This is a genomic window from Fructilactobacillus sp. X8R1C1 (assembly GCF_059900945.1).
The window spans coordinates 74648-98553 of sequence record NZ_JBWXVH010000002.1 but is presented as its reverse complement, the minus strand read 5'-3'; the positions used below and the strand labels follow the sequence as shown (position 1 = coordinate 98553).

17 protein-coding genes, 9 tRNA genes and 1 riboswitch are annotated in these 23906 nt (G+C 39.8%); of the genes, 24 read left to right on the top strand and 2 right to left on the bottom strand.

Annotation, left to right across the window (positions count from 1 at the left end):
• Positions 1-2 precede the first annotated feature (2 nt).
• The 6 genes from dapD to AC6UD1_RS02425 are packed head-to-tail and all read left to right on the top strand — an operon-like array spanning position 3 to position 5856.
• Positions 3-710, top strand: coding sequence for a 2,3,4,5-tetrahydropyridine-2,6-dicarboxylate N-acetyltransferase (gene dapD, locus AC6UD1_RS02450; RefSeq protein ID WP_500693521.1), 708 nt, complete (start codon positions 3-5; stop codon positions 708-710).
• Positions 710-1894 carry an N-acetyldiaminopimelate deacetylase gene (locus tag AC6UD1_RS02445; RefSeq protein ID WP_500707201.1) on the top strand — a complete coding sequence of 395 codons (1185 nt, stop codon included), beginning with the start codon at positions 710-712 and terminating at the stop codon, positions 1892-1894. The genes dapD and AC6UD1_RS02445 overlap by 1 nt, the downstream gene beginning before the upstream one ends.
• 14 nt (positions 1895-1908) lie before the next feature.
• Positions 1909-2805: a 4-hydroxy-tetrahydrodipicolinate synthase gene (dapA, locus tag AC6UD1_RS02440; protein WP_500707200.1), complete on the top strand. Its 897-nt coding sequence runs from the start codon at positions 1909-1911 to the stop codon at positions 2803-2805.
• Positions 2798-3577 (top strand): 4-hydroxy-tetrahydrodipicolinate reductase, encoded by a 780-nt coding sequence (dapB, locus tag AC6UD1_RS02435; protein WP_500707199.1) that lies wholly within the window; start codon positions 2798-2800, stop codon positions 3575-3577. The genes dapA and dapB overlap by 8 nt, the downstream gene beginning before the upstream one ends.
• Before the next feature lie 14 nt (positions 3578-3591).
• A complete protein-coding gene (locus AC6UD1_RS02430; protein ID WP_500707198.1) occupies positions 3592-4644 on the top strand; it encodes an aspartate-semialdehyde dehydrogenase in 1053 nt (350 codons plus the stop codon).
• Between the two features lie 39 nt (positions 4645-4683).
• Complete coding sequence (locus AC6UD1_RS02425) at positions 4684-5856, top strand: aminotransferase class I/II-fold pyridoxal phosphate-dependent enzyme (RefSeq protein ID WP_500707196.1); 1173 nt, start codon at positions 4684-4686, stop codon at positions 5854-5856.
• Positions 5857-5916: 60 nt separating this feature from the next.
• On the opposite strand, the gene AC6UD1_RS02420 is transcribed toward AC6UD1_RS02425, so the two are convergent.
• Positions 5917-6318 carry a DUF1634 domain-containing protein gene (locus AC6UD1_RS02420; protein ID WP_500707195.1) on the bottom strand — a complete coding sequence of 134 codons (402 nt, stop codon included), beginning with the start codon at positions 6316-6318 and terminating at the stop codon, positions 5917-5919.
• Positions 6315-7166 (bottom strand): sulfite exporter TauE/SafE family protein, encoded by an 852-nt coding sequence (locus AC6UD1_RS02415; protein ID WP_500693528.1) that lies wholly within the window; start codon positions 7164-7166, stop codon positions 6315-6317. The genes AC6UD1_RS02420 and AC6UD1_RS02415 overlap by 4 nt, the downstream gene beginning before the upstream one ends.
• 135 nt (positions 7167-7301) lie before the next feature.
• On the opposite strand from AC6UD1_RS02415, the gene AC6UD1_RS02410 reads away from it, so the two are divergent.
• From AC6UD1_RS02410 to rpoB, 18 genes are all read left to right on the top strand, one after another.
• A complete protein-coding gene (locus AC6UD1_RS02410; protein ID WP_500695236.1) occupies positions 7302-7967 on the top strand; it encodes a phosphatase PAP2 family protein in 666 nt (221 codons plus the stop codon).
• 63 nt (positions 7968-8030) lie between these two features.
• A riboswitch (Lysine riboswitch) is annotated at positions 8031-8200 on the top strand.
• 106 nt (positions 8201-8306) lie between these two features.
• On the top strand, positions 8307-9782 hold the full coding sequence (locus AC6UD1_RS02405; protein ID WP_500693530.1) for an amino acid permease: 1476 nt from the start codon (positions 8307-8309) through the stop codon (positions 9780-9782).
• A gap of 74 nt (positions 9783-9856) precedes the next feature.
• Complete coding sequence (locus tag AC6UD1_RS02400) at positions 9857-10495, top strand: deoxynucleoside kinase (protein ID WP_500707194.1); 639 nt, start codon at positions 9857-9859, stop codon at positions 10493-10495.
• Between the two features lie 252 nt (positions 10496-10747).
• Positions 10748-12037, top strand: a complete 1290-nt coding sequence (gene serS / locus AC6UD1_RS02395; RefSeq protein ID WP_500707193.1) for a serine--tRNA ligase — start codon at positions 10748-10750, stop codon at positions 12035-12037.
• 170 nt (positions 12038-12207) lie between these two features.
• Positions 12208-12280, top strand: a tRNA-Val gene (locus AC6UD1_RS02390).
• Positions 12281-12283: 3 nt separating this feature from the next.
• Positions 12284-12356: transfer RNA gene (locus AC6UD1_RS02385), tRNA-Lys, on the top strand.
• 21 nt (positions 12357-12377) lie between these two features.
• Positions 12378-12459: transfer RNA gene (locus AC6UD1_RS02380), tRNA-Leu, on the top strand.
• 10 nt (positions 12460-12469) lie between these two features.
• A tRNA-Thr gene (locus AC6UD1_RS02375) sits at positions 12470-12543 on the top strand.
• 3 nt (positions 12544-12546) lie between these two features.
• A tRNA-Gly gene (locus tag AC6UD1_RS02370) sits at positions 12547-12618 on the top strand.
• Between the two features lie 17 nt (positions 12619-12635).
• Positions 12636-12721, top strand: a tRNA-Leu gene (locus tag AC6UD1_RS02365).
• Between the two features lie 204 nt (positions 12722-12925).
• Entirely contained in the window at positions 12926-14320 is a 1395-nt protein-coding gene (locus tag AC6UD1_RS02360) for a DUF2252 domain-containing protein (protein WP_500707192.1), read from the top strand.
• A gap of 1 nt (position 14321) precedes the next feature.
• Positions 14322-16526 (top strand): polyphosphate kinase 1, encoded by a 2205-nt coding sequence (gene ppk1, locus AC6UD1_RS02355; protein ID WP_500707191.1) that lies wholly within the window; start codon positions 14322-14324, stop codon positions 16524-16526.
• A 109-nt stretch (positions 16527-16635) separates the two neighbouring features.
• Positions 16636-16709, top strand: a tRNA-Arg gene (locus AC6UD1_RS02350).
• Positions 16710-16714: 5 nt separating this feature from the next.
• Positions 16715-16788, top strand: a tRNA-Pro gene (locus AC6UD1_RS02345).
• 29 nt (positions 16789-16817) lie between these two features.
• Positions 16818-16891 (top strand) — tRNA-Pro (locus AC6UD1_RS02340).
• A gap of 97 nt (positions 16892-16988) precedes the next feature.
• The gene (locus AC6UD1_RS02335) at positions 16989-17462 is read left to right on the top strand and encodes a CtsR family transcriptional regulator (RefSeq protein WP_500693535.1); all 474 of its coding nucleotides are present in this window, start codon (positions 16989-16991) and stop codon (positions 17460-17462) included.
• A gap of 47 nt (positions 17463-17509) precedes the next feature.
• Complete coding sequence (locus tag AC6UD1_RS02330; RefSeq protein ID WP_500707190.1) at positions 17510-20008, top strand: ATP-dependent Clp protease ATP-binding subunit; 2499 nt, start codon at positions 17510-17512, stop codon at positions 20006-20008.
• A gap of 258 nt (positions 20009-20266) precedes the next feature.
• Complete coding sequence (rpoB, locus tag AC6UD1_RS02325) at positions 20267-23905, top strand: DNA-directed RNA polymerase subunit beta (protein WP_500695232.1); 3639 nt, start codon at positions 20267-20269, stop codon at positions 23903-23905.
• Position 23906: the final 1 nt, after the last annotated feature.

Genomic DNA, 23906 nt, shown 5'->3' with positions numbered 1-23906 from the left:
AGATGGCACAATTAGATGCACAGTCAATCATTAAATTTATTTCTAACTCAGACAAAAAGACCCCAGTCAAGGTTTATTTGAAAGGTAAGTTAGGAAAAATCAAATTTCCTAAGGGAATTGAGAATTTTACCACTAACAAAACTGGTGTCATTTTTGGCGACTGGGCTAACGTTTCTAAATTTCTTAAAAAGAATAAAAAATTAATCAGTAGTTATGAAATTGAAAGTGATGCACGAAATTCTGCCGTTCCATTACTTGATACCAAGAATTTGGACGCTCGGATTGAACCCGGTGCGATTATTCGTGATCAGGTTTCAATTGGAAAGCATGTTGTCATAATGATGGGAGCATTAATCAACATTGGAGCTGAGATTGGTGATGATTCCATGATTGACATGGGGACCATCCTGGGTGGTCGTGCGATCGTTGGAAAGCATTGTCACATCGGTGCTGGTGCTGTTTTGGCCGGTGTGATTGAACCAGCTAGTGCTAAACCGGTTCGAATTGACGATAACGTCTTAGTTGGTGCTAATGCGGTTGTGATTGAAGGCGTTCATGTTGGTGAGGGTGCAGTGATTGCTGCTGGCTCAGTGGTTTTGCATGATGTTGAACCTAATACCATGGTAGCCGGGGTTCCTGCTAAAAAGATCAAGGACATCGACACTCAGACCAAGTCTAAGACTAAACTTGAAGACGACTTAAGGAAGTGATGAATGTGTCAGATAATACGACCAAGTTGAGTGACGATGATCTCCTTGAAATTTATCGTCATCTTCACCAAATCCCAGAATTAGCAATGCATGAGTTTCAGACCCATGAATATCTAAAAGAAGTCATTGATAAGTTTAAAACGGACTACATGGAAGTTAATGTACCAGAAAAGTTACCAACGGCGATTTTGGTGCTGGTCCATGGAACTGATCCCAAGCGTACCATTGGATACCGAACGGATATTGATGCGTTACCAGTTAAGGAAAAAACGAATTTAACGTTTGTGTCAAAAAATGATGGTGTGATGCATGCGTGTGGTCATGATATCCACATGACGGTTGCGTTGAGTATCCTGAATTACTATGCTGCTCATCAACCCCAAGATAATTTGTTAGTTTTTTTTCAACCAGCTGAAGAAAGTGAAAATGGGGGTAAAGTGGCATACGAGGACGGTATTTTTACCGGGAAGTGGCATCCAGATGAATTTTATGGTCTACATGACAACCCCCAGCTTCCGGTTGGGGCAATCGGTTGTCGGATGGGTACACTGTTCGCTGGGACAACCGAGGTCAACGTTGACTTGATCGGAAAAAGTGGTCATGCTGCTTATCCGCAGGATGCAAACGACATGATTGTGGCCGCCAGTCAATTTATTAATCAGGTTCAGACGATTGTATCAAGGAGTGTTGATCCGATTGAAGGCGGGGTTGTTACCTTTGGAAAAATGGAAGCCGGTACCATTCGAAATGTGATCGCTGGTCATGCTCGAATTGAAGGAACGATTCGGGGTCTGACCCAGAAAATGATTGAGTTGATTGATAAGCGGTTGAAAGAAGTCGCTAATGGGATTTCAGTGAGTTACGACTGCCAGGTTAAACTCAACCTGAATCAGGGCGGTTATTTGCCAGTCGAGAATAATTCGAAGTTAACCAGTAATTTTATTGATTACATGGAAAAGCAAAAAAACGTTGATTTTATTAACACGATGCCCGCAATGACGGGAGAAGATTTTGGTTATTTGTTGTCAAAAATCCCCGGAACAATGTTTTGGTTGGGAATTGGTGACCCAAAGTCTCAGCTTCATGAGGCGACGCTTACCCCCAATCCAAAGGCAATTGCGATTGGAAGTAGAGCCATTATCGGATTTTTGAATTATCGAATGCAACAAGGAACAAAAAAATAGGGGAGATCATAATCATGGTAGAAAAAGCAGATTTATTAACGGCCATCGTCACCCCGTTTGGCAATGACGGTGAGGTTGATATTACACGGCTTAAGAAGCTGATTAAACATTTGGTTGATACGGGGACCAATGGATTTGTGGTCGGCGGAACGACTGGTGAAACTCCGACATTATCTGAAGACGAAAAATTAAAACTGTACGGTGAATTTGGCAAGATTGTGGGCGATCAGTATCCGGTAATTGCAGGGACTGGTTCAAACAATACCCGACAAACGGCTGAGTTTAACCAGAAAGTGATGCAATTAGATGGGATTGATTATGGCTTGGTGGTTGTGCCTTATTACAACAAACCCGACCAACGGGGCATGAAGGAACACTTTAAGTACGTTGCCGATCATTCAGATAAACCAATCATCATCTATAACATTCCTGGACGAACGGGCGTGAACATGAATAAGGAAACGGTCGTGGAATTATCCGAATACAATAACATTGCTGGAATTAAGCAGTGTGGCTCACTTCCTGATATGGAATACATCATTTCCAACACTCCAGATGATTTTCTGGTTTACAGTGGTGAAGATCCACAAGCACTAGCAACTAAGATGCTTGGTGGTGATGGAGTGATTTCGGTTGCTTCCCATGTCTATGGTAAGCAATTAAGGGGAATGTACGATGATTTAGATCAGGAGGATTACAAAGCAGCTGGCAAGCTTCAACGTTGGTTAACACCAAAGATGCAGGCGCTATTTATGTATCCTTCACCATCACCGACTAAAGCAGCTTTAAATGCTAATGGTTTAAATGTGGGTGGTTGTCGTTTACCAATTGCAACCCTAAATCAAGATGAGAAAAAAGAATTGGCAAAAGCACTAGACGTTGATTCTTTAGGAGACATTTTAAATGATTAAAGTATTAGTAGCGGGCTTTCGTGGCTCAATGGGCCAAAAGGCCGTTAAGATGATTGAAAAGAATGGTGATTTTAATTTGATAGGCGTATATGACCCGAAAGCGAACGATTTGAGTCCTGAAAGTTATGATTTACCAAAAGACGTAAAAGTTTATAACGATTTTAATCAGATTAAAGGGCCAGACGTAGACGTTTGGGTTGATTTTACGGTTCCAAAAGCAGCTTATCCCAACACTAAATTTGCCCTGGATAATGGGATTCATCCGGTTATTGGAACCAGTGGGTTAAGTGATGATCAACTAGCTGAGTTGCAAAAATTAGCGAACGATGAAAATGTGAGTGGGATTATTGCCCCTAACTTTGGAATTTCGGCGGTATTGTTAATGAAATTTGCTAAAGAGGCAGCTCAATATTTCCCTGATGCTGAGGTGATCGAGATGCATCATCAGGATAAAAAGGATGCTCCGTCTGGGACCGCTATTAATACCGCAAAGTTAATCAGTGAGGGAAGAAAAAAACAACCAGAATCCGTTTCAACCGACGAAACCCTAAAAGGTGCTCGCGGAGCTGAGTATGATGGAGTTCCGATTCATTCCGTTCGACTTCCCGGATATGTTGCTCATGAACAGGTGCTGTTTGGCGGAGATGGTGAAGCACTCACCATTCGTCAAGATTCCTTTGATCGTGATTCATTTATGAATGGTTTAAAGGTTGCCATTGAAAGAGTTGACGGTTTAGATGGGTTAGTTGTTGGATTAGAAAATATTTTATAGAGGGGCAAGTAGTAATGAAAGAGTATAACGTCGCAATTTTAGGTGCCACTGGTGCCGTTGGAACACGTCTCATGGATAAGTTAGCTGAATCAAGTATCCCGGTTAAAAGTCTTAAATTGTTGGCTTCTAAAAGATCCGCTGGGAAAAAGCTCGAGTATAAAGGCGACGAGTTAACCGTCGAAGAGGCCACTCCCGACTCATTTAACGGTGTTGATTTAGTCCTTGCTTCAGCCGGAGGTTCGGTTTCCAAAAAATTGTTACCAGAAGCCGTGAAGCGTGGTGCCGTTGCGGTTGACAATACAAGCGCGTTTCGAATGGACCCGGATGTTCCCCTGGTTGTGCCAGAAGTGAATCCGGATGCTTTAGAGAATCATCATGGGATCATTGCCAATCCAAACTGTTCCACCATTCAAATGGTAGTGGCGTTAGAGCCGATTAGAAAGCAGTTTGGGTTGAAACAAATTATTGTTTCTACTTATCAAGCTGCTTCAGGTGCCGGTCAGAGTGGACTTGATGAATTAAAAGATGAAGCGCAAGAACACCTTGATGGCAAAAAGATGGATGCTCACATTTTCCCAGTCAAAGGTGAAAAAGAACATTATCCGCTCGCGTTCAACCTCTTGCCCCAAATCGATGTGTTTGAAAAAGACGGTTATACTCACGAAGAGTGGAAGATGATTCACGAAACGAAGAAAATCATGCTGAATGATATGGATTCTGGAGATATTAAGGTGACCGCTACCTGTGTCAGAGTTCCAGTGGAGATTTGTCACGGTGAGTCAGTTTATTTCACGGTCAAGGATGAAAAAGCCGCCAGTCGTGAAAAGATCCAAAGAATTTTAAATGATGCTCCGGGAGTAACTCTTAAAGATGATCCCAAAAAACAACTCTACCCACAACCAATCGACGCTGCTGGCAAAGAAGATACATATGTCGGAAGAGTTCGACCGGACCAAGAAAATGGTGATGCCTATAATATGTGGGTGGTAGCCGACAATTTATTAAAGGGTGCTGCACTAAATACGGTTGAAATTGGCGAAGAATTAGTTAAAAGAGATTTGATTTAATGATTGAATTTCTTGATGATGATAGGGAAGAGGATTAACATGCCTACTTTAAATGAAAACTTGCAAAATCGGTTTAACAAGAATTTAACTCAACTGCAACCATCAGCAATTCGAGCTTTTTCGGAGTCGATATCTGATATTGACGGATTGATTATGCTATCGGTGGGAGAACCAGGATTTAACACCCCTGAACACGTTAAAAAAGCAATGATGAAGAGTATTGAAGATAACCACTCGCATTATTCTCCTCATAAGGGAATCAAATCCTTAAGAGATGCCATCAGCAACTTTATGGCAAAAAAATATAATTTAAAGTATGATCCTGATACTGAAGTAATGGTTAATATGGGAGCAACCGAAGCGCTTGCCTCGTCGATTCTTTCCACGGTTAATCTTGGCGATGAAGTTTTGATTCCAGCACCTTTCTATCCCCTATACGAGTCATTAGTACGTTTTGCTGGTGGGAAACCCGTGTTTATTGATACGTCCACTTCTGATTTTGTTTTAACACCTAAAGAATTGGATGAGGCACTCTCAAATCATCCCAGTGCTAAAGCGTTGATCTTAAATTATCCAAATAATCCAACGGGGGTTGAATACACACCAGAGCAGTTAAAAGCACTTGTTCCAATTCTTAAACAACATTCACTCTTTGTGATTACCGATGAGATCTATAGTGAGTTAACCTATGGTATTAAACATCATTCACTGGCAGAGTATTTACCTGATCAAACGATTGTAATTAATGGAGTGTCTAAATCTCACGCAATGACTGGTTATCGACTGGGGTTCACGGTTGGACCCGCTGAATTTATCACTCAGGCTAATAAGATGCATGGTTATTTAGTTTCTTCACCATCAGACCCTGCTCAGTATGGTGCACTTGAGGCACTTAAGAATGGGATGGATGATGCTTTTTCGATGCGAGATGAATACCAAAAGAATCGGGATGGGGCCATTTTTCAACTAAAGAAGATGGGGCTTGATCCGATTGATCCTACCGGAGTGTTTTATATTTTCGTAAAAATTCCAGCAAATTATGGAAATGATGACGTTCGTTTTGCCAAGGATTTAGCGCAAAACGCTAAAGTTGGGGTAATTCCCGGATCAGCGTTTGGTGACGGTGGTAAAGGCCACGTTCGGATTTCCTACGCTGCTTCTAGTGACGATTTAAAGGAAGCACTAAGTCGGATGGAAAATTATTTAAGTTAATGTAATTATTAAAAAAGCGGAATTAGACATTTGTCTAATTCCGCTTTTGTTTAAAATTGTTTAAAGATGCAGGTAAGTTCCAAGGAAAAAACTAATCATCAAGATGATGAAGACGATGGTAGTAATGATGACGTACATCTTATCGTGTTCTTTATAGAATGAATAGATTGATACGACCACCCTTAGAACTGGCGTTAGGATCAAAGCAAAAACGCCTAACATCATGATGGAATAGGGTTTTAATTGAATGATTCCCTTTAGCAGTTGACCAAAGGAGGTTAGGTAATAGTGACTGCCAAACCCCGTTGTTCCGGTAACAAGGTACAAGAAAAGTCCAAAGACCATGATGATGACGGAAATAATCACGCCGATACGCATGATTTTTCCGATAAGTTTTTCGATTCGAATATTTTCAGCTTCTTGATTTTTTTCACTTTGATTTACATTATTTTGAGTGCTCATGATAAGAAGTTCACCCCAAATCCTTTAAGAATCATTTGAACGCCAAGGTAAATTAGGATGGGAATAAAAATAATTCGAATTAATTTGGAAGGCATGATTTGCATCACACGTGACCCGACGGTTGCTCCAACGATAATTCCGAGCGCCAGTGGGACGGCAATCTGAGGCAAAATTGATCCGTTAAAAAAGTAAATGGTGGCACTCGCTGCTGCCGTGACCCCCATCATTAAATTACTGGTGGAACTCGATGGTTTGAGTGGCATTTTCATAAAAGTGTCCATCGCAATCACCTTAAAGGCACCGGATCCAATTCCCAGTAAACCACTGGCAATTCCGGCACCAAACATTACGGTTAAACCAGCTGGAACGTTTGTTACCTTATAGTCAATCTGCTTTTTTAGGTTTTTATCGTAGTAAGAACCATTTAGTTTGAGTTCTTTTGCAATTTTATCTTCACTGGTTGTATTCGTTTGAACCTGTTTGCCCCAAATCTTTTTAACCATATTTAGACCGGAAAAGAAGAGTAACAGGCCAAACAAAATGTAGAGAAAGATTGGATTGATCACTCCAGTTAGTAAAGCACCAGCAACGGCCCCAATGGAAGTAGCAATTTCTAGAAACATGGCTACCCGTAAGTTTAAGACGTTGTCTTTTAGATAGGCGATCGTTGCTCCTGAACTGGTAGCAATCACGGCAATGATACTTGCACCAATCGCATACTTAATGTCAAGATTAAATCCGATGGTTAAAACCGGTGTAATGATCATCCCACCACCGATTCCTAGGATTGAACCCAGAACACCCGCAAAAACTCCTACCAGTAACATGATAATAAGGCTATGAATCATTAATAAAACTCCAATCTGTAAAATTCATGGTGCAATTATATCACACTAATCACGGCGATTTTGGTGCTTCTCTCAATCGGCTAATCGATATTATGTTATACTTTTTTTATATGAATTCTTGGAGGTATGGCGTTTATGATGATTGGAAGGGACGTTAGTCGTCCGTACAAATTAACAATTGCGTTTCTCTTATCGTTAATCCTGACGATTGGAGTCAAAATGAGTTTTGGCTACGTTGACTTTTTAGATTCAATGATAATTGGAACCATTCAAGGGTACCCGTCTTCATTTGAAGAAACCATTTTCTCAATGATTAGTTTTGTCGCGAGTCCCAAGATGGATATTGTGTGGATACTTATAATTGCTGTTTTGTTGTGGTGGTTTAAGTATAAAATACCGGCATTCTTTTCGCTGGTACTGGTTTTTGGTGGAGATGCCATTGGATTTGTGATTAAACACATCGTAGCCAAACCCCGTCCCTCAATGCATTTGCCGGGGGACACTGGCTTTAGTTATCCTAGTGGACATGTTTTAGGAGCTTTTCTAGTGATTAGCGTCCTGTGGATCATAGTGGTTCCAATGATTAATCGACAATCAACTAAATGGATTATTAGAACTATTTTAGCAATTGTTCTTTTCCTAGTGATGATCTCACGGGTTTATCTGAATGCCCATTTTCCTTCAGATACCGTTGGTGCCGCCTTAATTGCTTACACATGGCTTCAAGTTTGTGAATATGGGTACGTAAAGTGGGCCAAGGAGCTAAGTACAACAAAGATTTTTCAGAATACAATTTACTAATTTCATGAAAGTGATTGATAATCGTTAACTTATCACTTATACTTTACTTATAATGAAATATGAATTCTAAGAAGAGGCGCGACTTTTATCAGTAATTTGCCAGAGATTCACTTAATCGATGAGGGCTTATGAAAGGGAAAGTTGCCGAAACTGATCACGTGGTAAATGATTGGTTGGGTTTTGATTTAATAAGTCAAGGACTGTCGTGTGTTGCACGGAGAGCTTTCTAAGATTACGATTAGTAAGAATTTGTGGACTCTTTTGGAAGTTATTCAAGAGGGTCTTTTTCTTTGTCGTTTTGTTATTGGGTTTCTTCTTAATTATTTAGGAGGAGAATTTATGTCTGAAAAAAATGGAAACGGACAGGTGAAGCGGGGATTAAAGTCTCGTCATGTGTCTATGATCGCCCTTGGTGGTTGTATTGGAACCGGTCTTTTTGTGACTAGTGGTGGAGCAATTCACAATGCTGGTCCCGGTGGTGCGTTAGTAGCATATGTATGTATGGGAATCATGGTTTATTTTTTGATGACTAGTTTGGGAGAAATGGCCACTAATATGCCAGTCTCTGGATCATTTGCTACATATTCAGCTAAGTACGTTGATCCAGCTTTAGGGTTTGCAATGGGTTGGAACTACTGGTTTAACTGGGCAATTACGGTGGCGGTTGACGTTAGTACGGTGGCAATCGTCATGCAATTCTGGCTGCCACATTTTCCGAGTTGGATTTGGAGTTTAGCGGCTCTGTCACTGATTTTGTTGATTAACATCTTGTCCGTCAAGGCGTTTGGAGAAACTGAGTTCTGGATGTCTTTGATCAAAGTGATCACGATTTTTATCTTTCTAGCCGTCGGAATTTTGACCATTTTTGGAATTATGGGTGGTCACTTTATTGGAATGAGGAACTTCACCTATAAGCAGGCTCCCTTCGTAAATGGGATTCCCGGCATTCTGAGTGTTTTCGTAATTGCTGGATTCTCATTTCAAGGAACTGAGTTAGTTGGAATTACAGCTGGAGAGTCAGAAAACCCACGGGAAACGGTCCCAAAAGCGATTCATGAAGTATTTTGGCGCATCATTTTATTCTATATTCTGGCAATTGTTGTGATTGCTGCAATTATTCCATATACTAGTCCCGATTTGTTGGGATCAAGTGCTTCAGATGTTGCCATTAGTCCGTTCACGATTGTGTTTGAACGTGCCGGATTAGCTGGAGCTGCAAGTATTATGAACGCGGTCATCTTGACCTCCGTGATTTCTTCAGCCAACTCTGGAATGTATGCCTCAACGCGAATGTTGTATTCGATGGCCGATGAAGGTTATGCTCCAAAAGTTTTTGGCAAAGTATCTAAGCGTGGAATTCCGGTATTAGCGCTCCTAGCAACCATGGTGATTTCGTTGTTGACTTTTATGACAAGTATCTTTGGATCTAAGATTTACATGTGGTTAGTGGCTGCTTCCGGGTTGACTGGATTTATTGCTTGGTTCGGGATTGCTCTTTCACATTATCGATTTAGAAGGGCGTTTATAAAACAAGGACACAAAGTTTCGGAACTTAAATACCATGCGACTTGGTTCCCGGTTGGTCCAATTATCACTTTAATCCTGTGTATCGTTGTTATTTGTGGTCAAGATATTGGTGCCTTTGCTCACTTCAACTTATTTGAGATTGCGGTCACGTATATGAGTGTTCCGTTGGTTATCATCTTGTATTTTGGGTACAAATTTGTTCATCATACCCATATCATTCCCCTCGATCAAGTGGATGTCTCGCCTTCAGAAGATTATACGGATGAAATTAAAAAGAATGAAAGCTAGTCTTAAATTCATGATTTTTAAATGGTACAATTACAATTGCAAATTCTTTAAATTAGTCTAAGGGGATCAAATAAATGATTGTATTATCAGGAACTATTGGAGCAGGGAAGACCACGTTAACGACATTATTGGCTGAGAAACTAAACTCACCAGCATATTACGAGTCCGTTGATGATAATAAGATTCTTCCGTTGTTTTACAAAGACCCAAAAAAGTATGCTTTTTTGCTTCAGATTTATTTTTTAAATAAACGTTTGGACAGCATTAAAGAAGCTTCTTCTGATAAGTACAGTGTGATGGATCGTTCAATCTTTGAAGATTCATTACTGTTTCATCTAAATGCTGACCTTGGTCGAGCAACTGAAACAGAAGTTCAAATTTATGATTCTTTATTAAAGAACATGATGGAACCGATCCCTAACGGTAAATATAAGAAAATACCGGACCTACTGATTTACATTGATATTTCTTTTGATACGATGCTTAAAAGAATTAAAAAGCGTGGAAGAAAATACGAACAGATCGATAATGACGCTAGTTTGTATGAATATTATCGTGAGTTAAACCATAGATATTCGAAATGGTACGAGGATTATAACTTATCTCCTAAGATTAGGATTAACGGGGATAAGTATGATTTTGTCGAAGATGCGGACGCCAGAAACAAAGTTTTAAAGAGACTTTCTGACAAAATTCAAGAAGTATTAGGATAATTTCAGAGATTATTGTATAATTGACGCAACAAATAAACGTGACGTGCCCATTAAGTAGAATCACAGAGAGACAATGTTGGTGAAAATTGTCATTTGAAAATTCCAGCACGTATTTCGGGCGGCCAATCCCGCACGGCAATTACCGTTATTAATTAATCGAGTGCCTTAATTGGAACTTGGGTGGTACCGCGAAAAGACTTTCGTCCCAATATGACGAGGGTCTTTTTGTGTCTTTTAAGGGAGGAAATTAAAATGTTAGATATGAAGTTGATTAGAAGTAATCCGGACTGGTATAAAGGAAAGTTAGCCGAGCGAAATGTGCCTGGCAAAGTGATTGACAATTTACTTAGAAAAGATTCAGAACGGCGTGATCTAATCGTTAAAAGTGAGTCGCTTAAAGCGGAACGAAATGAGGTATCTGAGAAAATTTCACAGCTCAAGCGCAATAAAGAGGACGCAAATGATCAAATTACCAGAATGCGTGAAGTTGGAAAAGAGATCAAGTCGCTGGATGAAAAGCTAGAAACTATCAAAGCCGAACAACATGATATTGAGGCTCATTTACCCAATGTTCCTGCTGATGAAGTTCCCGTTAGTCTCACCGAAGAGGGTTCAAAAGAGTTAAGACGAATTGGTGAACCACGGAAGTTTGATTTCACCCCTAAACCCCACTGGGAAATTGGCGAAGACTTAGATATTTTAGATTTCAAGCGAAGTGCTAAGGTATCAGGAAGTCGTTTCGTATACTATCTAGGTGCAGGAGCCAAATTAGAACGTGCGGTATATAATTTCTATTTGGATCAAAACACCGATGCTGGCTACACCGAAGTCTTACCCCCATACATGGTTAATTCTGATTCAATGTTTGGGACCGGGCAGTTTCCTAAATTCCTAGAAAATAAGGCTGGATTTGAGATTAAAGATAGTGACTTGACCATGATTCCGACTGCTGAAGTTCCACTGGTTAATTTCTATCGCGACGAAGTCATTTCTGAAGAGAAGTTACCAGTAAAATTCACAGCCTTGACCCCAGCGTTTAGATCAGAAGCAGGAAGTGCCGGAAAAGATACCCGGGGCTTAATTCGATTGCATCAGTTTAACAAAGTTGAAATGGTTCAGTTTACTAAGCCCGAGGAGTCTTGGAATGCTTTAAAGGAAATTACGCATCAAGCAGAAACATTACTTCAGAAACTTGGTCTGCCTTATCATGTCATCACGCTAACGTCAAGTGACATGAGCTTCACTGCCGCCGAAACTCATGATCTTGAAGTATGGATGCCAGCTCAAAATCGGTACCGCGAAATTTCAAGTTGTTCTAACACGCTTGATTTTCAGGCAAGACGGGCTCACATTCAGTACAGAGATGAGAACGGCAAATTGCAGTACGTTCATACGTTAAATGGTTCTGGCTTAGCCGTTGGTAGAACGGTTGCAGCTATCCTTGAAAACTATCAAAATGAAGATGGAACGGTGAATGTGCCCGAAGTTCTTCAACCTTATATGCATGGGATGAAGAAGATTGTAAAAAATGAAAAATTTTAACAAAAATAGTAGAAATCAATAAGACATTCCGGTATAATAATATTTGTTGTATGACTGGTTTGAGAAGAATTGATCGTTGAAGCGTAACCAATTTGTTCTTGACGCTTAAACATCAAAATGATATTATTTAATAGTTGTCGTTGTGCTTTATCGCAATGATATCTATCAATGGAGGATTAGCTCAGCTGGGAGAGCATCTGCCTTACAAGCAGGAGGTCACAGGTTCGATCCCTGTATCCTCCATTTGAGCCGTTAGCTCAGTTGGTAGAGCATCTGACTTTTAATCAGAGGGTCGGCGGTTCGAACCCGCCACGGCTCATTGCCAGTAACACATTATTATGCGGGCGTGGCGGAACTGGCAGACGCGCTAGATTTAGGTTCTAGTGTCTTAGGACGTGGGGGTTCGAATCCCTTCGCCCGCATTGATTTTTCGCCGACTTAGCTCAGTTGGCTAGAGCGCTTCACTAGTAATGAAGAGGTCGTAGGTTCGAATCCTATAGTCGGCATATGCGGAAGTAGTTCAGTGGTAGAACGCCACCTTGCCATGGTGGAGGTCGCGGGTTCGAATCCCGTCTTCCGCTTTTTTTGTTATCATACTGCCGGAGTGGCGGAATTGGCAGACGCACAGGACTTAAAATCCTGCGGTCAGTGATGACCGTACCGGTTCGATCCCGGTCCCCGGCATTTAAAATTTAAAACAGTAAGAGAGTCCTATTACTAGGACTCTCTTTTTTATTTAAAATATTGATTCAAGGTAGAAATACGGGTCCGACAGCGCTATCATAGAGTTAAATTGATGTTGTGATGTGGGTAATAAGTTGATTTCAAGTTACATGACAAGTTAGAATTACGATAACGGTATGATTGATCAAATAAAGGAGAAGCGATATGAAACTCGAGAAAAAATCGCCTTATGGGCTTAATAACGTAAGTGCTTTACTTAATGACGTTTCAATGAATGATGATCAATTAATTCATGTTGGTGAGAAGATGAGTAATGATGCCAACATGGAAGCCATGCGGAATTTCAAAGCTAGAAAGCGGGACATTAAACCAATTTTGACTGAGCGTGATTCACTGCTACTTAGTGGACTTTTAGGATTAAAACGAGAACGAATGGCCAAAAATCCATTTTCTTTTTATCGCGGAAGCGTTGAGCTGATGAATCATGATTTAGGTACTATTCCCATGAGTGATATCAATCTGTTGATTGCAGGTGACGCTCACCTTGGCAACTTTGGTTTTTATGGTTCTCCAGAGCATCAACTTTTGTTCGATTTAAATGATTTTGACGAATCTCACGTAGGTCACTTTGAAGATGACTTATTACGTTTTCTGGTAAGTGCTTTACTTGTTGCTAAGCAACAAGGATTTGATATCACAAATGAAGTTAATCCGTTTTTAAGGGGTGTCTTGGAGGCTTATCGTAGTGCCTTGGTCAGGATGACGGAGATTCCAGCCATGGATAAACTGACATTGCCTAATTCCATCAGAAATATTTCTAAGATTTTTGGTACATTAAAAGACGGTGAGAAGCATTTTAAAAAATCGTTTCAAAAAATTACCGCTAAGAGTATTAACAAGGCCCTTAGAAGTACTTCTGACTACGCTGTGGAAAAGTATACAACCGTTCTTAAAAACGGGGAACGGCGCTTTATTGATAATGAACCGGTTACGGTTCACATTGGGAAAAAAGATTATCAAAAAATTAGTGATGGACTCGATCGTTACTACAATCATACTAAAAGTGATATCCGTTTCTTTCTCTCTAACTTCCAGATCGTTGATATTGTAAGACACAGTGTGGGAGTGGGAAGTGTTGGCACCCTTTGCTTTTTAGTTTTACTAGAGGACGCTAACAATAATTACTTGGTTTTGCAGATTAAGCAAGCCCTTCCAATTTATAAAAACAATGTTATTGGTATGAACAAAAATGATTCATTGGGTGAAAATATTGTTGATTGTCAGCTGATTCTTCAAACTGCCTCGGACCCATTTTTAGGGTGGTTTAATACTAGTAATAAGAGTTATTACGTTCGTCAGTTTAAGGACATGAAAGGTTCCGTAAATCTTAATAAGTTGGATTTAGACGCTTTTAAGGATTACGTGTTAGTTTGTGTGATTTTACTTGCACGAGCACACAGTCAATCACCAACGTTTCCGATGATTATCGGGTACCTAAAAAATAGCGACAAGGTCAAAAAGTCATTCATTGAGTTCGCCAATGAATACATGAAACAAGTTGAGATTGATTATGATACGTTTATTAAGGATTTGAAATAACATGAAGAGAAATGAAGAGTATGTTGACTCGTGCTATAACCGGGATTTGAGTTGGACTTTATTTAATCGAAGAGTGATTAATCTAGCCACTGAATCGTTCACTCCGTTTTTGGAAAAGCTGAAGTTTTTAGCAATTGGGTCAAATAATTTAGATGAGTTTTATAGTGTCAGGGTTCCAAGCGTTCAAGGGCAAATGGAGCTTAGTGATAATGGAATTGAAAAGAAGTCTGGACTTCACTATAGTCAGATCCTCGATCAGATTCATGATCGTAATGATGAAAATTTTAAGATCCAATACAATGATTACGATAAATTAAATCAAGAATTAAAGGAGAGAGATGTTTGTTCGATTGAGTCTTATGCAGACCTTAATGACAAACAAAAGGATCAAGTCAATCAATACTTTATTAAGAAGATTCAACCATCACTTTCCTTTAAAGAGTTTGATGAAAATTATGATTTAAAGTTTCTTTCTAACAAGCAAATTGCGATTGGCGTCTTAGTCAAGGGTGATGATAAAAAAGCCATTCGGATTATCCCCATTCCTTCTAAGTTTGACCGTTTGCTTTCGGTTAAATCGAACGGGATTGATACGTATATCTTACTTGAAGATTTGATTAATCATAACCTCAAGCGTCTCTTCAATGGAAAAGAAATCACCGGAACGGTCGTCTTTAGAGTCACGAGAGACCTTGATGCCACCTTAGATGTTGAAAAAGAGGATAATAATTTTGAAACAATCTCTCGGATGCGTCAGTATCTTGTTGACCGTGAAAAAGGAAAGGTAACTCGATTTGAAGTTGAGGAATTTGATGGTAATACTGACGATGATTTCTTAAATGATTTTATTGATAAGTTTAAGATTGAAAAGAATGCTATTTTTAAAATTCCTGGTCCCGTTGATTTAACTTATCTATTTGAGATCGTCAGTAAGTATTCGCCTGATTATCCAGAATATTGTTACGCAAAATTTAATCCTCGAACTTGGCCGACTTCCGCCTCAATCCTTTCGTACTTGGATCAAAAGGATCTCCTTATCCAATATCCATATGATTCGTTTAGTCAGTTTTTGCAGTTCTTAAAAGAAGCGGTCGAAAATCCTAAAACTGTTGCGATTAAACAAACCCTGTATCGGGTTTCAAAACACTCTGAAGTGGTTGATTTACTAGCAAAAGCCGCTCAAAAGGGAATTAAAACCACCGTTGTGGTTGAATTAAGAGCTCGTTTTGATGAAAAGAACAATTTGAAAGTAACTGAAAAACTGAAGAATGCTGGTGTTCATGTTATTTTTGGAAAAAAAGACATGAAAGTTCACAGCAAAACTTGTTTGGTTTTAACAAAAGATGGCGATCATCCAAGGGGTTATATCCAGGTTGGAACGGGAAACTACAACATGCAGACGGCGAAGGGATTTGTCGATCTTAGTTTCTTTACCAGTAAGGATGACTATGTTCAGGATTTGGCGAAGTTTTTCGATTATTTACAGGCTCCGGACGCTGCTCAGCCAAGTTATCAAGTGTTATCGGCATCTCCCCATCAAATCCAGGATCAAGTGATTGATGGGATTCAAGAAGTTAAAGAAAGCTATTTAAGAACTGGAAAGGGAGCAGTCTTCTTAAAGATTAATTCGTTGACTGATGTAGAAGTGATTTCAGCCATTTACGATGCAGCTAGAGTGGGTGTACCATTTAGGCTCGTTGTTAGAGGAGCTTGTTGTCTTAAACTTGGAATTTGCGGGAAAAAAGAAAAAATTGTAGTTTCGAGTATTGTTGGTGAATTTTTGGAACATAGCCGAATTTATGGATTCTTCACTCAGGATGATTCCAAATTGTGGATATCTTCTGCTGATTTAATGACAAGAAACATGGATAACCGAGTCGAGCTAGCGGCGCCAATTCTTGATCCAAAACTAAAGCAACAGCTTTTAAACATCATCGACATTTACGCTCAAGATGATGTGGATGGGAGCTTTTTAAAGCCTGATGGTGAGTACTTTAAGTTCAAGCATCCCAAGGGGAGGTCCGCCCAACAAACCTTCTTAAAAATTATCGATGATCCCAAATTAAATAATAAAAAGCACGTTTCTAAACGTCATGACATTCGGATTAACGTTAAAAACGATTCCAAATTAAAAAACGAGTGGTTTTATGTTTCGATTCTAGTCGTTACGATTATCGTAGTAGTGGGCGTGCTATTGTGGTGGTGAAAATAACCAGATGTTTCTGGTTATTTTTTTATTTTTCTTTTCCAAAATCGGATACTTCTGGTATAATAATATATGTTCGCTGATGAATGTGAACGTTTAATGCTTATATGCACCTATAGCGCAATTGGATAGAGTGTCTGACTACGAATCAGAAGGTTGTAGGTTCGACTCCTACTAGGTGCATTCATCGGGAAGTAGCTCAGCTTGGTAGAGCACCTGGTTTGGGACCAGGGGGTCGCAGGTTCGAATCCTGTCTTCCCGATTTTTATATACTTTTTAATATTTAAGCATCGGGAAATAGCTCAGCTTGGTAGAGCGCCACGTTCGGGACGTGGAGGTCGCAAGTTCGAATCTTGTTTTCCCGATTTTTTTATTACCTTGGTTTCCAAGAGTATTTACTTGGAATTTACAAATCTTCTTTGTATAATAATAGTCAACATTAGTCAGAGATGAGATGAGTTTATGGCAAGCCGTAATATATCGGACATTATTGAAGATTATTTGAAGGATATGCTAGGTGATAATGATCAAGAACGAGTCGAAATTCGTCGATCAGACATTGCCAATCATTTTGACGTGGTGCCCTCGCAAATTAACTATGTAATTAAAACACGTTTTACGTTGCGTAATGGTTATTTAGTTGAGAGCAAACGTGGTGGTGGTGGTTACATCAGGATTGAAAAAATCAACTTAATGGATAATTCGGATGTCCTAGACAGTTTGATTGATTCAATTGGTGATGAAATTTCCGAAAAGGATGAAGAATCAATTTTAACCACCTTATATGCTAATGGAGTCATTACCGAGAAAGAGGAGAACATGATTGCTGCTATTTTAAAGAAAGAGGCAATTAGACTGCCTGATCAAGCAATGGAATATCAGGTTAGAGCGAGTGTTTTAGAGGCTTTACTTTACCGGCTTAAATATGAGTGTTAGTTTGATTATGGATTATGATTTAAAGAGAAATGAAGGGAGATTTGCATATGCATAATTTATTTACCCCTAGTGCAAAAAACGTTTTGGTAATTGCCCAAGAACAAGCTAAGAGTTTCCAGCATCAAGCTGTCGGAACCGAACACATGTTACTGGCACTTACCATTGAGAAGAATGGGATTGCTTATCAAACTCTCCAACAACTTGCCGTCAGCGAGGCGGACGTTAGAGAAGAAATTGAGCAGTTGGCTGGATACGGTAATTTAAAGGTCGATGGAAACACGTATCTGCCGTATTCTCCAAAGATGAAAGAAATTTTAGCTTTAGCTGGAAAGATTGCCAAGCAGTATGGATCAACTAAAGTGGGTACTGAGCACATTTTGCTAGCTTTAACTAGTGATGATGCGATGCTCTCTTCAAGAATTTTGACTAACTTGGGAGTTAGCCCAGAACAAGTCCGAAAAGTAACGATCCGAAAGATGGGGGTTGCAGATACTAATATGGCTTCTGAAAATAATTCGAATGGTGAGTCAGAACAAAGTGAAACTCCAACTTTAGATTCACTGGCACGTGATTTGACTAAAGCTGCTCGAGATAATCAGCTCGATCCAGTGGTTGGACGCACCGCTGAAGTTCGTCGTGTCATCCAGGTTTTAAGCCGAAGAACTAAAAATAATCCAGTTTTAATTGGTGAACCTGGTGTTGGTAAGACTGCCATTGCTGAAGGTTTAGCGGAAAAAATTGTGAATAAATCTGTTCCTGCGGATATGCAAAATAAGCGGGTAATGGAATTAGACATGGGATCACTGGTTGCTGGCACTAAGTATCGTGGCCAATTTGAAGATCGTTTAAAGAAGGTCTTAAAGGAAGTCGAAGATAGTGGCAATGTCATTCTCTTTATTGATGAGTTGCATACCTTGATTGGTGCTGGTGGAACTGAGGGATCAGTTGATGCTTCAAATATTTTAAAGCCATCTCTTGCTCGTGGTCAGGTTCAAGTTATTGGTGCTACTACCTTAGATGAATATCAGAAGTACATTGAATCTGATGAAGCATTAGAACGTCGTTTTGCAACGGTTGAAGTTGAAGAACCAAGTAAGGATGAATCACGTAAGATTCTTAAGGGATTACGTACCAAATACGAAGAACACCATCACGTTCAAATCACCGATGATGCCATTAATGCAGCCGTTGATTTATCTAGTCGTTACATTAGTGATCGTTACCTTCCTGACAAAGCAATTGACTTGATGGATGAAGGTGCAGCTAAAGTTAGACTGGATTTAACTGGAAAAGATGACAAGTTAGCAAGCGCTGAATCAAAACTTAGTTCCGTTAAAAATGATAAGGACAAAGCCATTGAGGAACAGCGCTTTGAAGATGCGGTTTCAATTCGTAAGCAAGAACAAAAGTTACAAAAAGAGATTGCTGATTTAACCCAAAAACAGCGTATTAAAGAAAATGACGCTAACAAGACCCATAATTATCAATTAAAAGAAAATGCTGAAGATATTGCTCAAATTGTTTCTGAATGGACCGGGATTCCCGTTACTCATTTGAAACAGTCTGACAAGAAGCGTTTGGTAAACTTGGAAAAGATTTTACACGAACGAGTTGTGGGACAAGATGAAGCTGTTTCGGCAGTTGCAAGAGCAATTCGTCGGGCACGAAGTGGACTTAAAGATCCAAACCGTCCCATTGGGTCATTCATGTTTCTTGGGCCAACCGGAGTTGGTAAAACTGAACTTGCCAAGGATTTGGCAAAAGCAATGTTTGGTTCTGAAGATGACATGATCAGAGTTGACATGAGTGAATTCATGGAAAAATATTCGACTAGTCGAATGGTTGGGTCTGCCCCTGGTTACGTTGGCTATGATGAGGGTGGTCAACTTACCGAAAAAGTTCGAAAGCATCCCTACTCAGTTGTTCTACTTGATGAGGTTGAAAAGGCTCATCCTGACGTCTTTAACTTGCTACTTCAGGTTCTAGATGATGGGTACTTAACCGATGCCAAGGGCCGAAAGGTAGACTTTCGAAACACGGTTATCATTATGACTTCCAACATTGGTGCCACCGAGCTTCAATACAAGAACACCGTTGGATTTGCCGCTGAAAAATCGGGTAATGATGATAATTACGATGCTATGAAGGCCACGATTCAAGAACAGTTGAAGAAATTCTTTAAACCAGAATTCTTGAACCGAATTGATGATACGGTGATCTTCCATTCCTTGACTAAGTCAGAATTACACCGGATCGTTAAGTTAATGTCTCAAGAACTGATTGATCGTGCCAATGGATTAGGTTACAAAGTTAGAATGACTCCAGCTGCCATTGATTTAGTTGCTGAAGTTGGCTACAATCCAACCTATGGTGCTCGACCAATTCGAAGAGCTTTGCAGGATAAAGTTGAAGATCCATTGAGTGAAGACTTGCTAGCGGGCAAGTTCAAACCCGGTGATCAGATTACGATCGGTGCGCATAAAAACAAGATTACGATCAATAGACGTGAAGTTAAGAATCCCAAAGAAGAAATTCTAAGTAAATAACGTTAAAACTCTCAGTAAATTTTTACTGAGAGTTTTTGTGCATATTAATTGACTTTTACTTTGATTCTTTGTATTATGTGTAGAGTATGCAACTGGGAATTGAAATGAGTCGTTGCGATCTATTGTCCGTGATGGCGTTTATAAGAACCAAAAGTAAGATTTAGATCTTATTTTTGGATTTTTTTTGCTCAAAAACCAGCAATATGGCTTTTTGTAACAAAAACGTAACATTTCTTTTTCGTGGAATTTTAGGGAGAGGTGAATAACTTGGCAGGACACATTGTAAAGTATGGAAAACACAGGACCCGTAGAAGTTATTCCAGAATTAAGAAGGTATTGGATCTTCCAAATTTGATTGAGATTCAAACAAATTCTTATAACTGGTTCTTAGACGAAGGTTTGCGTCAAATGTTTAAAGATATTATGCCAATTGAGGATTTTCAAGGAAAGCTTTCACTAGATTTCGTTGATTATAAACTATTGGAACCTAAGTACACGGTTGATGAAGCACGTGCTCATGAGGCAAATTATTCAGCCCCATTACACGTTACTCTCAAGTTAACCAACCATGAAACCGGTGAGATTAAGACTCAAGATGTTTTCTTTGGTGACTTTCCACTTATGACTGACCAAGGAACTTTCATCATTAACGGTGCAGAGCGTGTTATCGTTTCTCAATTAGTGCGATCACCAGGTGTTTATTACCATAAAGATCTCGACAAAAATGGTCGTGAAATTTACAGTTCAACTGTGATCCCCAACCGTGGTGCTTGGATGGAATTTGAAACTGATGCGAAGAATATTTCATACGTTCGAATTGATCGTACTAGAAAGATTCCTTTGACTGAATTAGTTCGTGCCCTTGGTTTTGGCTCAGATGATGAAATTACTGAGATTTTTGGAAATACTAATGATAGTCTCTCACTTACCCTTGAAAAAGACGTTCATAAGGATGCCGATGATTCTCGTGTTGAGGAATCATTAAAGGATATTTACGAACGCTTGCGTCCTGGTGAACCAAAGACAGCTGAGTCAGCAAGAAACTTGTTAACCCAAAGATTCTTTGATCCAAAACGTTACGACATGGCACCGGTTGGTCGTTACAAAACAAACCAAAAATTGAGCATGAAGACTCGTTTAATGGGATTAGCTTTGGCCGAAACCCTAGCTGACCCAGATACTGGTGAAATCATCGCTAACAAAGGTGATGTGATTGACAAAGAATTGATGGAAAAGTTGAAGCCGTACTTGGCTAACAAAGATTTTAAGGCTTACACCTTTAATCCTTCCGATCAAGCTGTCGTAACTGATCCAGTTACTGTTCAAGTAATTAAAGTATATTCAAATACAGATCCAGACAAAGTCGTTCCTGTAATTGGTAATGACAATATTGATCTGGACTATAAACACATTACCCCAGCGGACATCTTGGCTGAAATCAATTACTTCTTGGATCTTCAAGAGGGAATTGGATCTGTTGATGATATTGACCACTTGGGGAACCGTCGTGTTCGATCAGTTGGTGAATTACTTCAAAACCAATTCCGAATTGGTCTTTCACGGATGGAACGAGTTGTTAGAGAAAGAATGTCCATTCAGGATGCTTCAACGGTAACGCCGCAACAACTAATTAATATTAGACCAGTGGTGGCCTCTGTTAAAGAATTCTTTGGTTCATCACAGCTTTCACAATTCATGGATCAAACGAACCCGTTAGGTGAATTGACCCATAAACGTCGATTATCTGCTTTAGGACCTGGCGGTATTACTAGAGACCGTGCTGGATATGAAGTTCGTGATGTTAACTACACTCACTATGGTCGAATTTGTCCAATTGAAACTCCCGAAGGTCCTAACATTGGATTGATTAACTCACTTTCAAGTTATGCTCGGGTTAACAAGTATGGATTTATCGAAACCCCATACCGTCGTGTTGATTGGACTACTCATAAGGTTACCGACAAGATTGATTACCTAACTGCTAATGATGAAGATAAATACGTGATTGCACAGGCGAACTCTCCATTAAATGAAGACGCAACCTTTCAAGACGATCAAGTTATGGCACGTGATAAGTCCCAATACGTTGAAACTAATTCAAAGAACGTTGACTACATGGACGTTTCACCAAAGCAAGTTGTTGCGGTGGCAACGGCATGTATTCCGTTCCTAGAAAATGATGACTCAAACCGGGCCCTAATGGGTGCTAACATGCAGCGTCAGGCTGTTCCTTTGATCAGACCACACGCACCACTTGTTGGAACTGGGATGGAATATCAAGCTGCTCATGATTCTGGAGTTGCTAAGATTGCTAAGTATCCTGGAACCGTTGAATATGTTGATGCAAGAGAAATTCGGGTAAGACGTGATAATGGCACTTTAGATACGTACAAATTGATGAAGTTTATGCGTTCTAACGGTGGTAAAAACTATAACCAAACTCCAATTGTAAAAATTGGAGATCATGTTGATGCTGATGAAATTATCGCTGATGGCCCAGCAATGGAAAATGGTGAATTGGCCTTAGGTCAAAACCCAACCGTTGCCTTTATGACATGGCAGGGTTATAACTTTGAAGATGCCATTGCCATTTCCGAACGACTAGTTAAAGATGATGCTTACACTTCAATTCATATTGAAGAGTATGAGTCAGAAACTAGAGATACCAAACTGGGACCTGAAGAAATGACTAGAGAAATTCCTAACGTTGGTGAAGATGCACTAAAGGATCTTGACGAAGATGGAATTATTAGAGTCGGTGCCGAAGTTCATGACAACGATATTTTGGTTGGTAAGGTAACCCCTAAGGGTGTTACTGAATTATCTTCTGAAGAGCGACTACTTCACGCTATCTTTGGTGAAAAGGCTCGAGAAGTTCGTGACACGTCACTTCGAGTACCTCATGGTGCCGGTGGAATTGTTCAAGACGTTAAAGTCTTTACTAGGGAAAACGGCGATGAATTAAAGCCCGGTGTAAACAAGATGGTTCGAGTTTACATTGCCCAGAAACGTAAACTTCAAGTTGGAGATAAGATGGCTGGAAAACATGGTAATAAAGGTACTGTTTCCGTCATTATTCCTGAAGAAGACATGCCATATATGCCAGATGGTACCCCAATCGACATCTTATTGAGCCCCATGGGTGTTCCATCACGGATGAACATTGGACAGGTGCTTGAATTGCATCTTGGAATGGCTGCTAAGAAGCTTGGAATTCACGTTGCCACCCCAGTCTTTGATGGTGCTCGTAGTGAAGATATTACCGACGCTTTAAAGGAAGCTGGTATGCCAGCTGATGGTAAGACGGTTCTGTATGATGGTAGAACCGGTGAACCATTTGACAAACGAATTGCTGTTGGAGTTATGGGTTACTTGAAACTTAACCATATGGCTGAAGACAAGATTCATGCAAGAGCCATTGGACCTTACTCACTAGTTACGCAACAACCACTTGGTGGTAAAGCTCAGTTTGGTGGACAGCGTTTTGGTGAAATGGAAGTTTGGGCTCTTGAAGCTTATGGTGCCGCACACACCCTCCAAGAAATCTTGACTTACAAGTCAGATGATGTTGTCGGACGGGTTAAGACCTACGAAGCAATTGTCAAAGGTGATCCAATTCCTAAACCAGGTGTTCCTGAGTCATTCCGAGTATTAGTTAAAGAATTACAAGCATTGGGACTGGACATGAAGGTTCTCGATGCCGAAAACAAACAAATTGATTTGCGTGACATGGACGATGACGAAGACGTTGTTAACGTGAACGCATTGAGTAAGTTTGCTCAAAAACAAGATGATAAAAATGAGAAGGATAAAGAAAAGAAAGATGAAAATGAGAAACAAACTCCAACTTCATCTGATGCCGACTCAAAAAATGATACAAATGACGACAATAAATAAT

Excerpts from the sequence above, each read along its gene's own strand:
- ppk1 (WP_500707191.1), top strand. The coding sequence starts at position 14,322 with ATGAAGAGAAATGAAGAGTATGTTGACTCGTGCTATAACCGGGATTTG.
- AC6UD1_RS02420 (WP_500707195.1), bottom strand. The coding sequence starts at position 6,318 with ATGAGCACTCAAAATAATGTAAATCAAAGTGAAAAAAATCAAGAAGCT.
- dapD (WP_500693521.1), top strand. The coding sequence starts at position 3 with ATGGCACAATTAGATGCACAGTCAATCATTAAATTTATTTCTAACTCA.
- dapB (WP_500707199.1), top strand. The coding sequence starts at position 2,798 with ATGATTAAAGTATTAGTAGCGGGCTTTCGTGGCTCAATGGGCCAAAAG.
- AC6UD1_RS02425 (WP_500707196.1), top strand. The coding sequence starts at position 4,684 with ATGCCTACTTTAAATGAAAACTTGCAAAATCGGTTTAACAAGAATTTA.
- AC6UD1_RS02445 (WP_500707201.1), top strand. The coding sequence starts at position 710 with ATGAATGTGTCAGATAATACGACCAAGTTGAGTGACGATGATCTCCTT.
- AC6UD1_RS02410 (WP_500695236.1), top strand. The coding sequence starts at position 7,302 with ATGATGATTGGAAGGGACGTTAGTCGTCCGTACAAATTAACAATTGCG.
- AC6UD1_RS02400 (WP_500707194.1), top strand. The coding sequence starts at position 9,857 with ATGATTGTATTATCAGGAACTATTGGAGCAGGGAAGACCACGTTAACG.
- AC6UD1_RS02330 (WP_500707190.1), top strand. The coding sequence starts at position 17,510 with ATGCATAATTTATTTACCCCTAGTGCAAAAAACGTTTTGGTAATTGCC.
- dapA (WP_500707200.1), top strand. The coding sequence starts at position 1,909 with ATGGTAGAAAAAGCAGATTTATTAACGGCCATCGTCACCCCGTTTGGC.
- serS (WP_500707193.1), top strand. The coding sequence starts at position 10,748 with ATGTTAGATATGAAGTTGATTAGAAGTAATCCGGACTGGTATAAAGGA.
- AC6UD1_RS02405 (WP_500693530.1), top strand. The coding sequence starts at position 8,307 with ATGTCTGAAAAAAATGGAAACGGACAGGTGAAGCGGGGATTAAAGTCT.
- AC6UD1_RS02415 (WP_500693528.1), bottom strand. The coding sequence starts at position 7,166 with ATGATTCATAGCCTTATTATCATGTTACTGGTAGGAGTTTTTGCGGGT.
- AC6UD1_RS02335 (WP_500693535.1), top strand. The coding sequence starts at position 16,989 with ATGGCAAGCCGTAATATATCGGACATTATTGAAGATTATTTGAAGGAT.
- AC6UD1_RS02430 (WP_500707198.1), top strand. The coding sequence starts at position 3,592 with ATGAAAGAGTATAACGTCGCAATTTTAGGTGCCACTGGTGCCGTTGGA.
- AC6UD1_RS02360 (WP_500707192.1), top strand. The coding sequence starts at position 12,926 with ATGAAACTCGAGAAAAAATCGCCTTATGGGCTTAATAACGTAAGTGCT.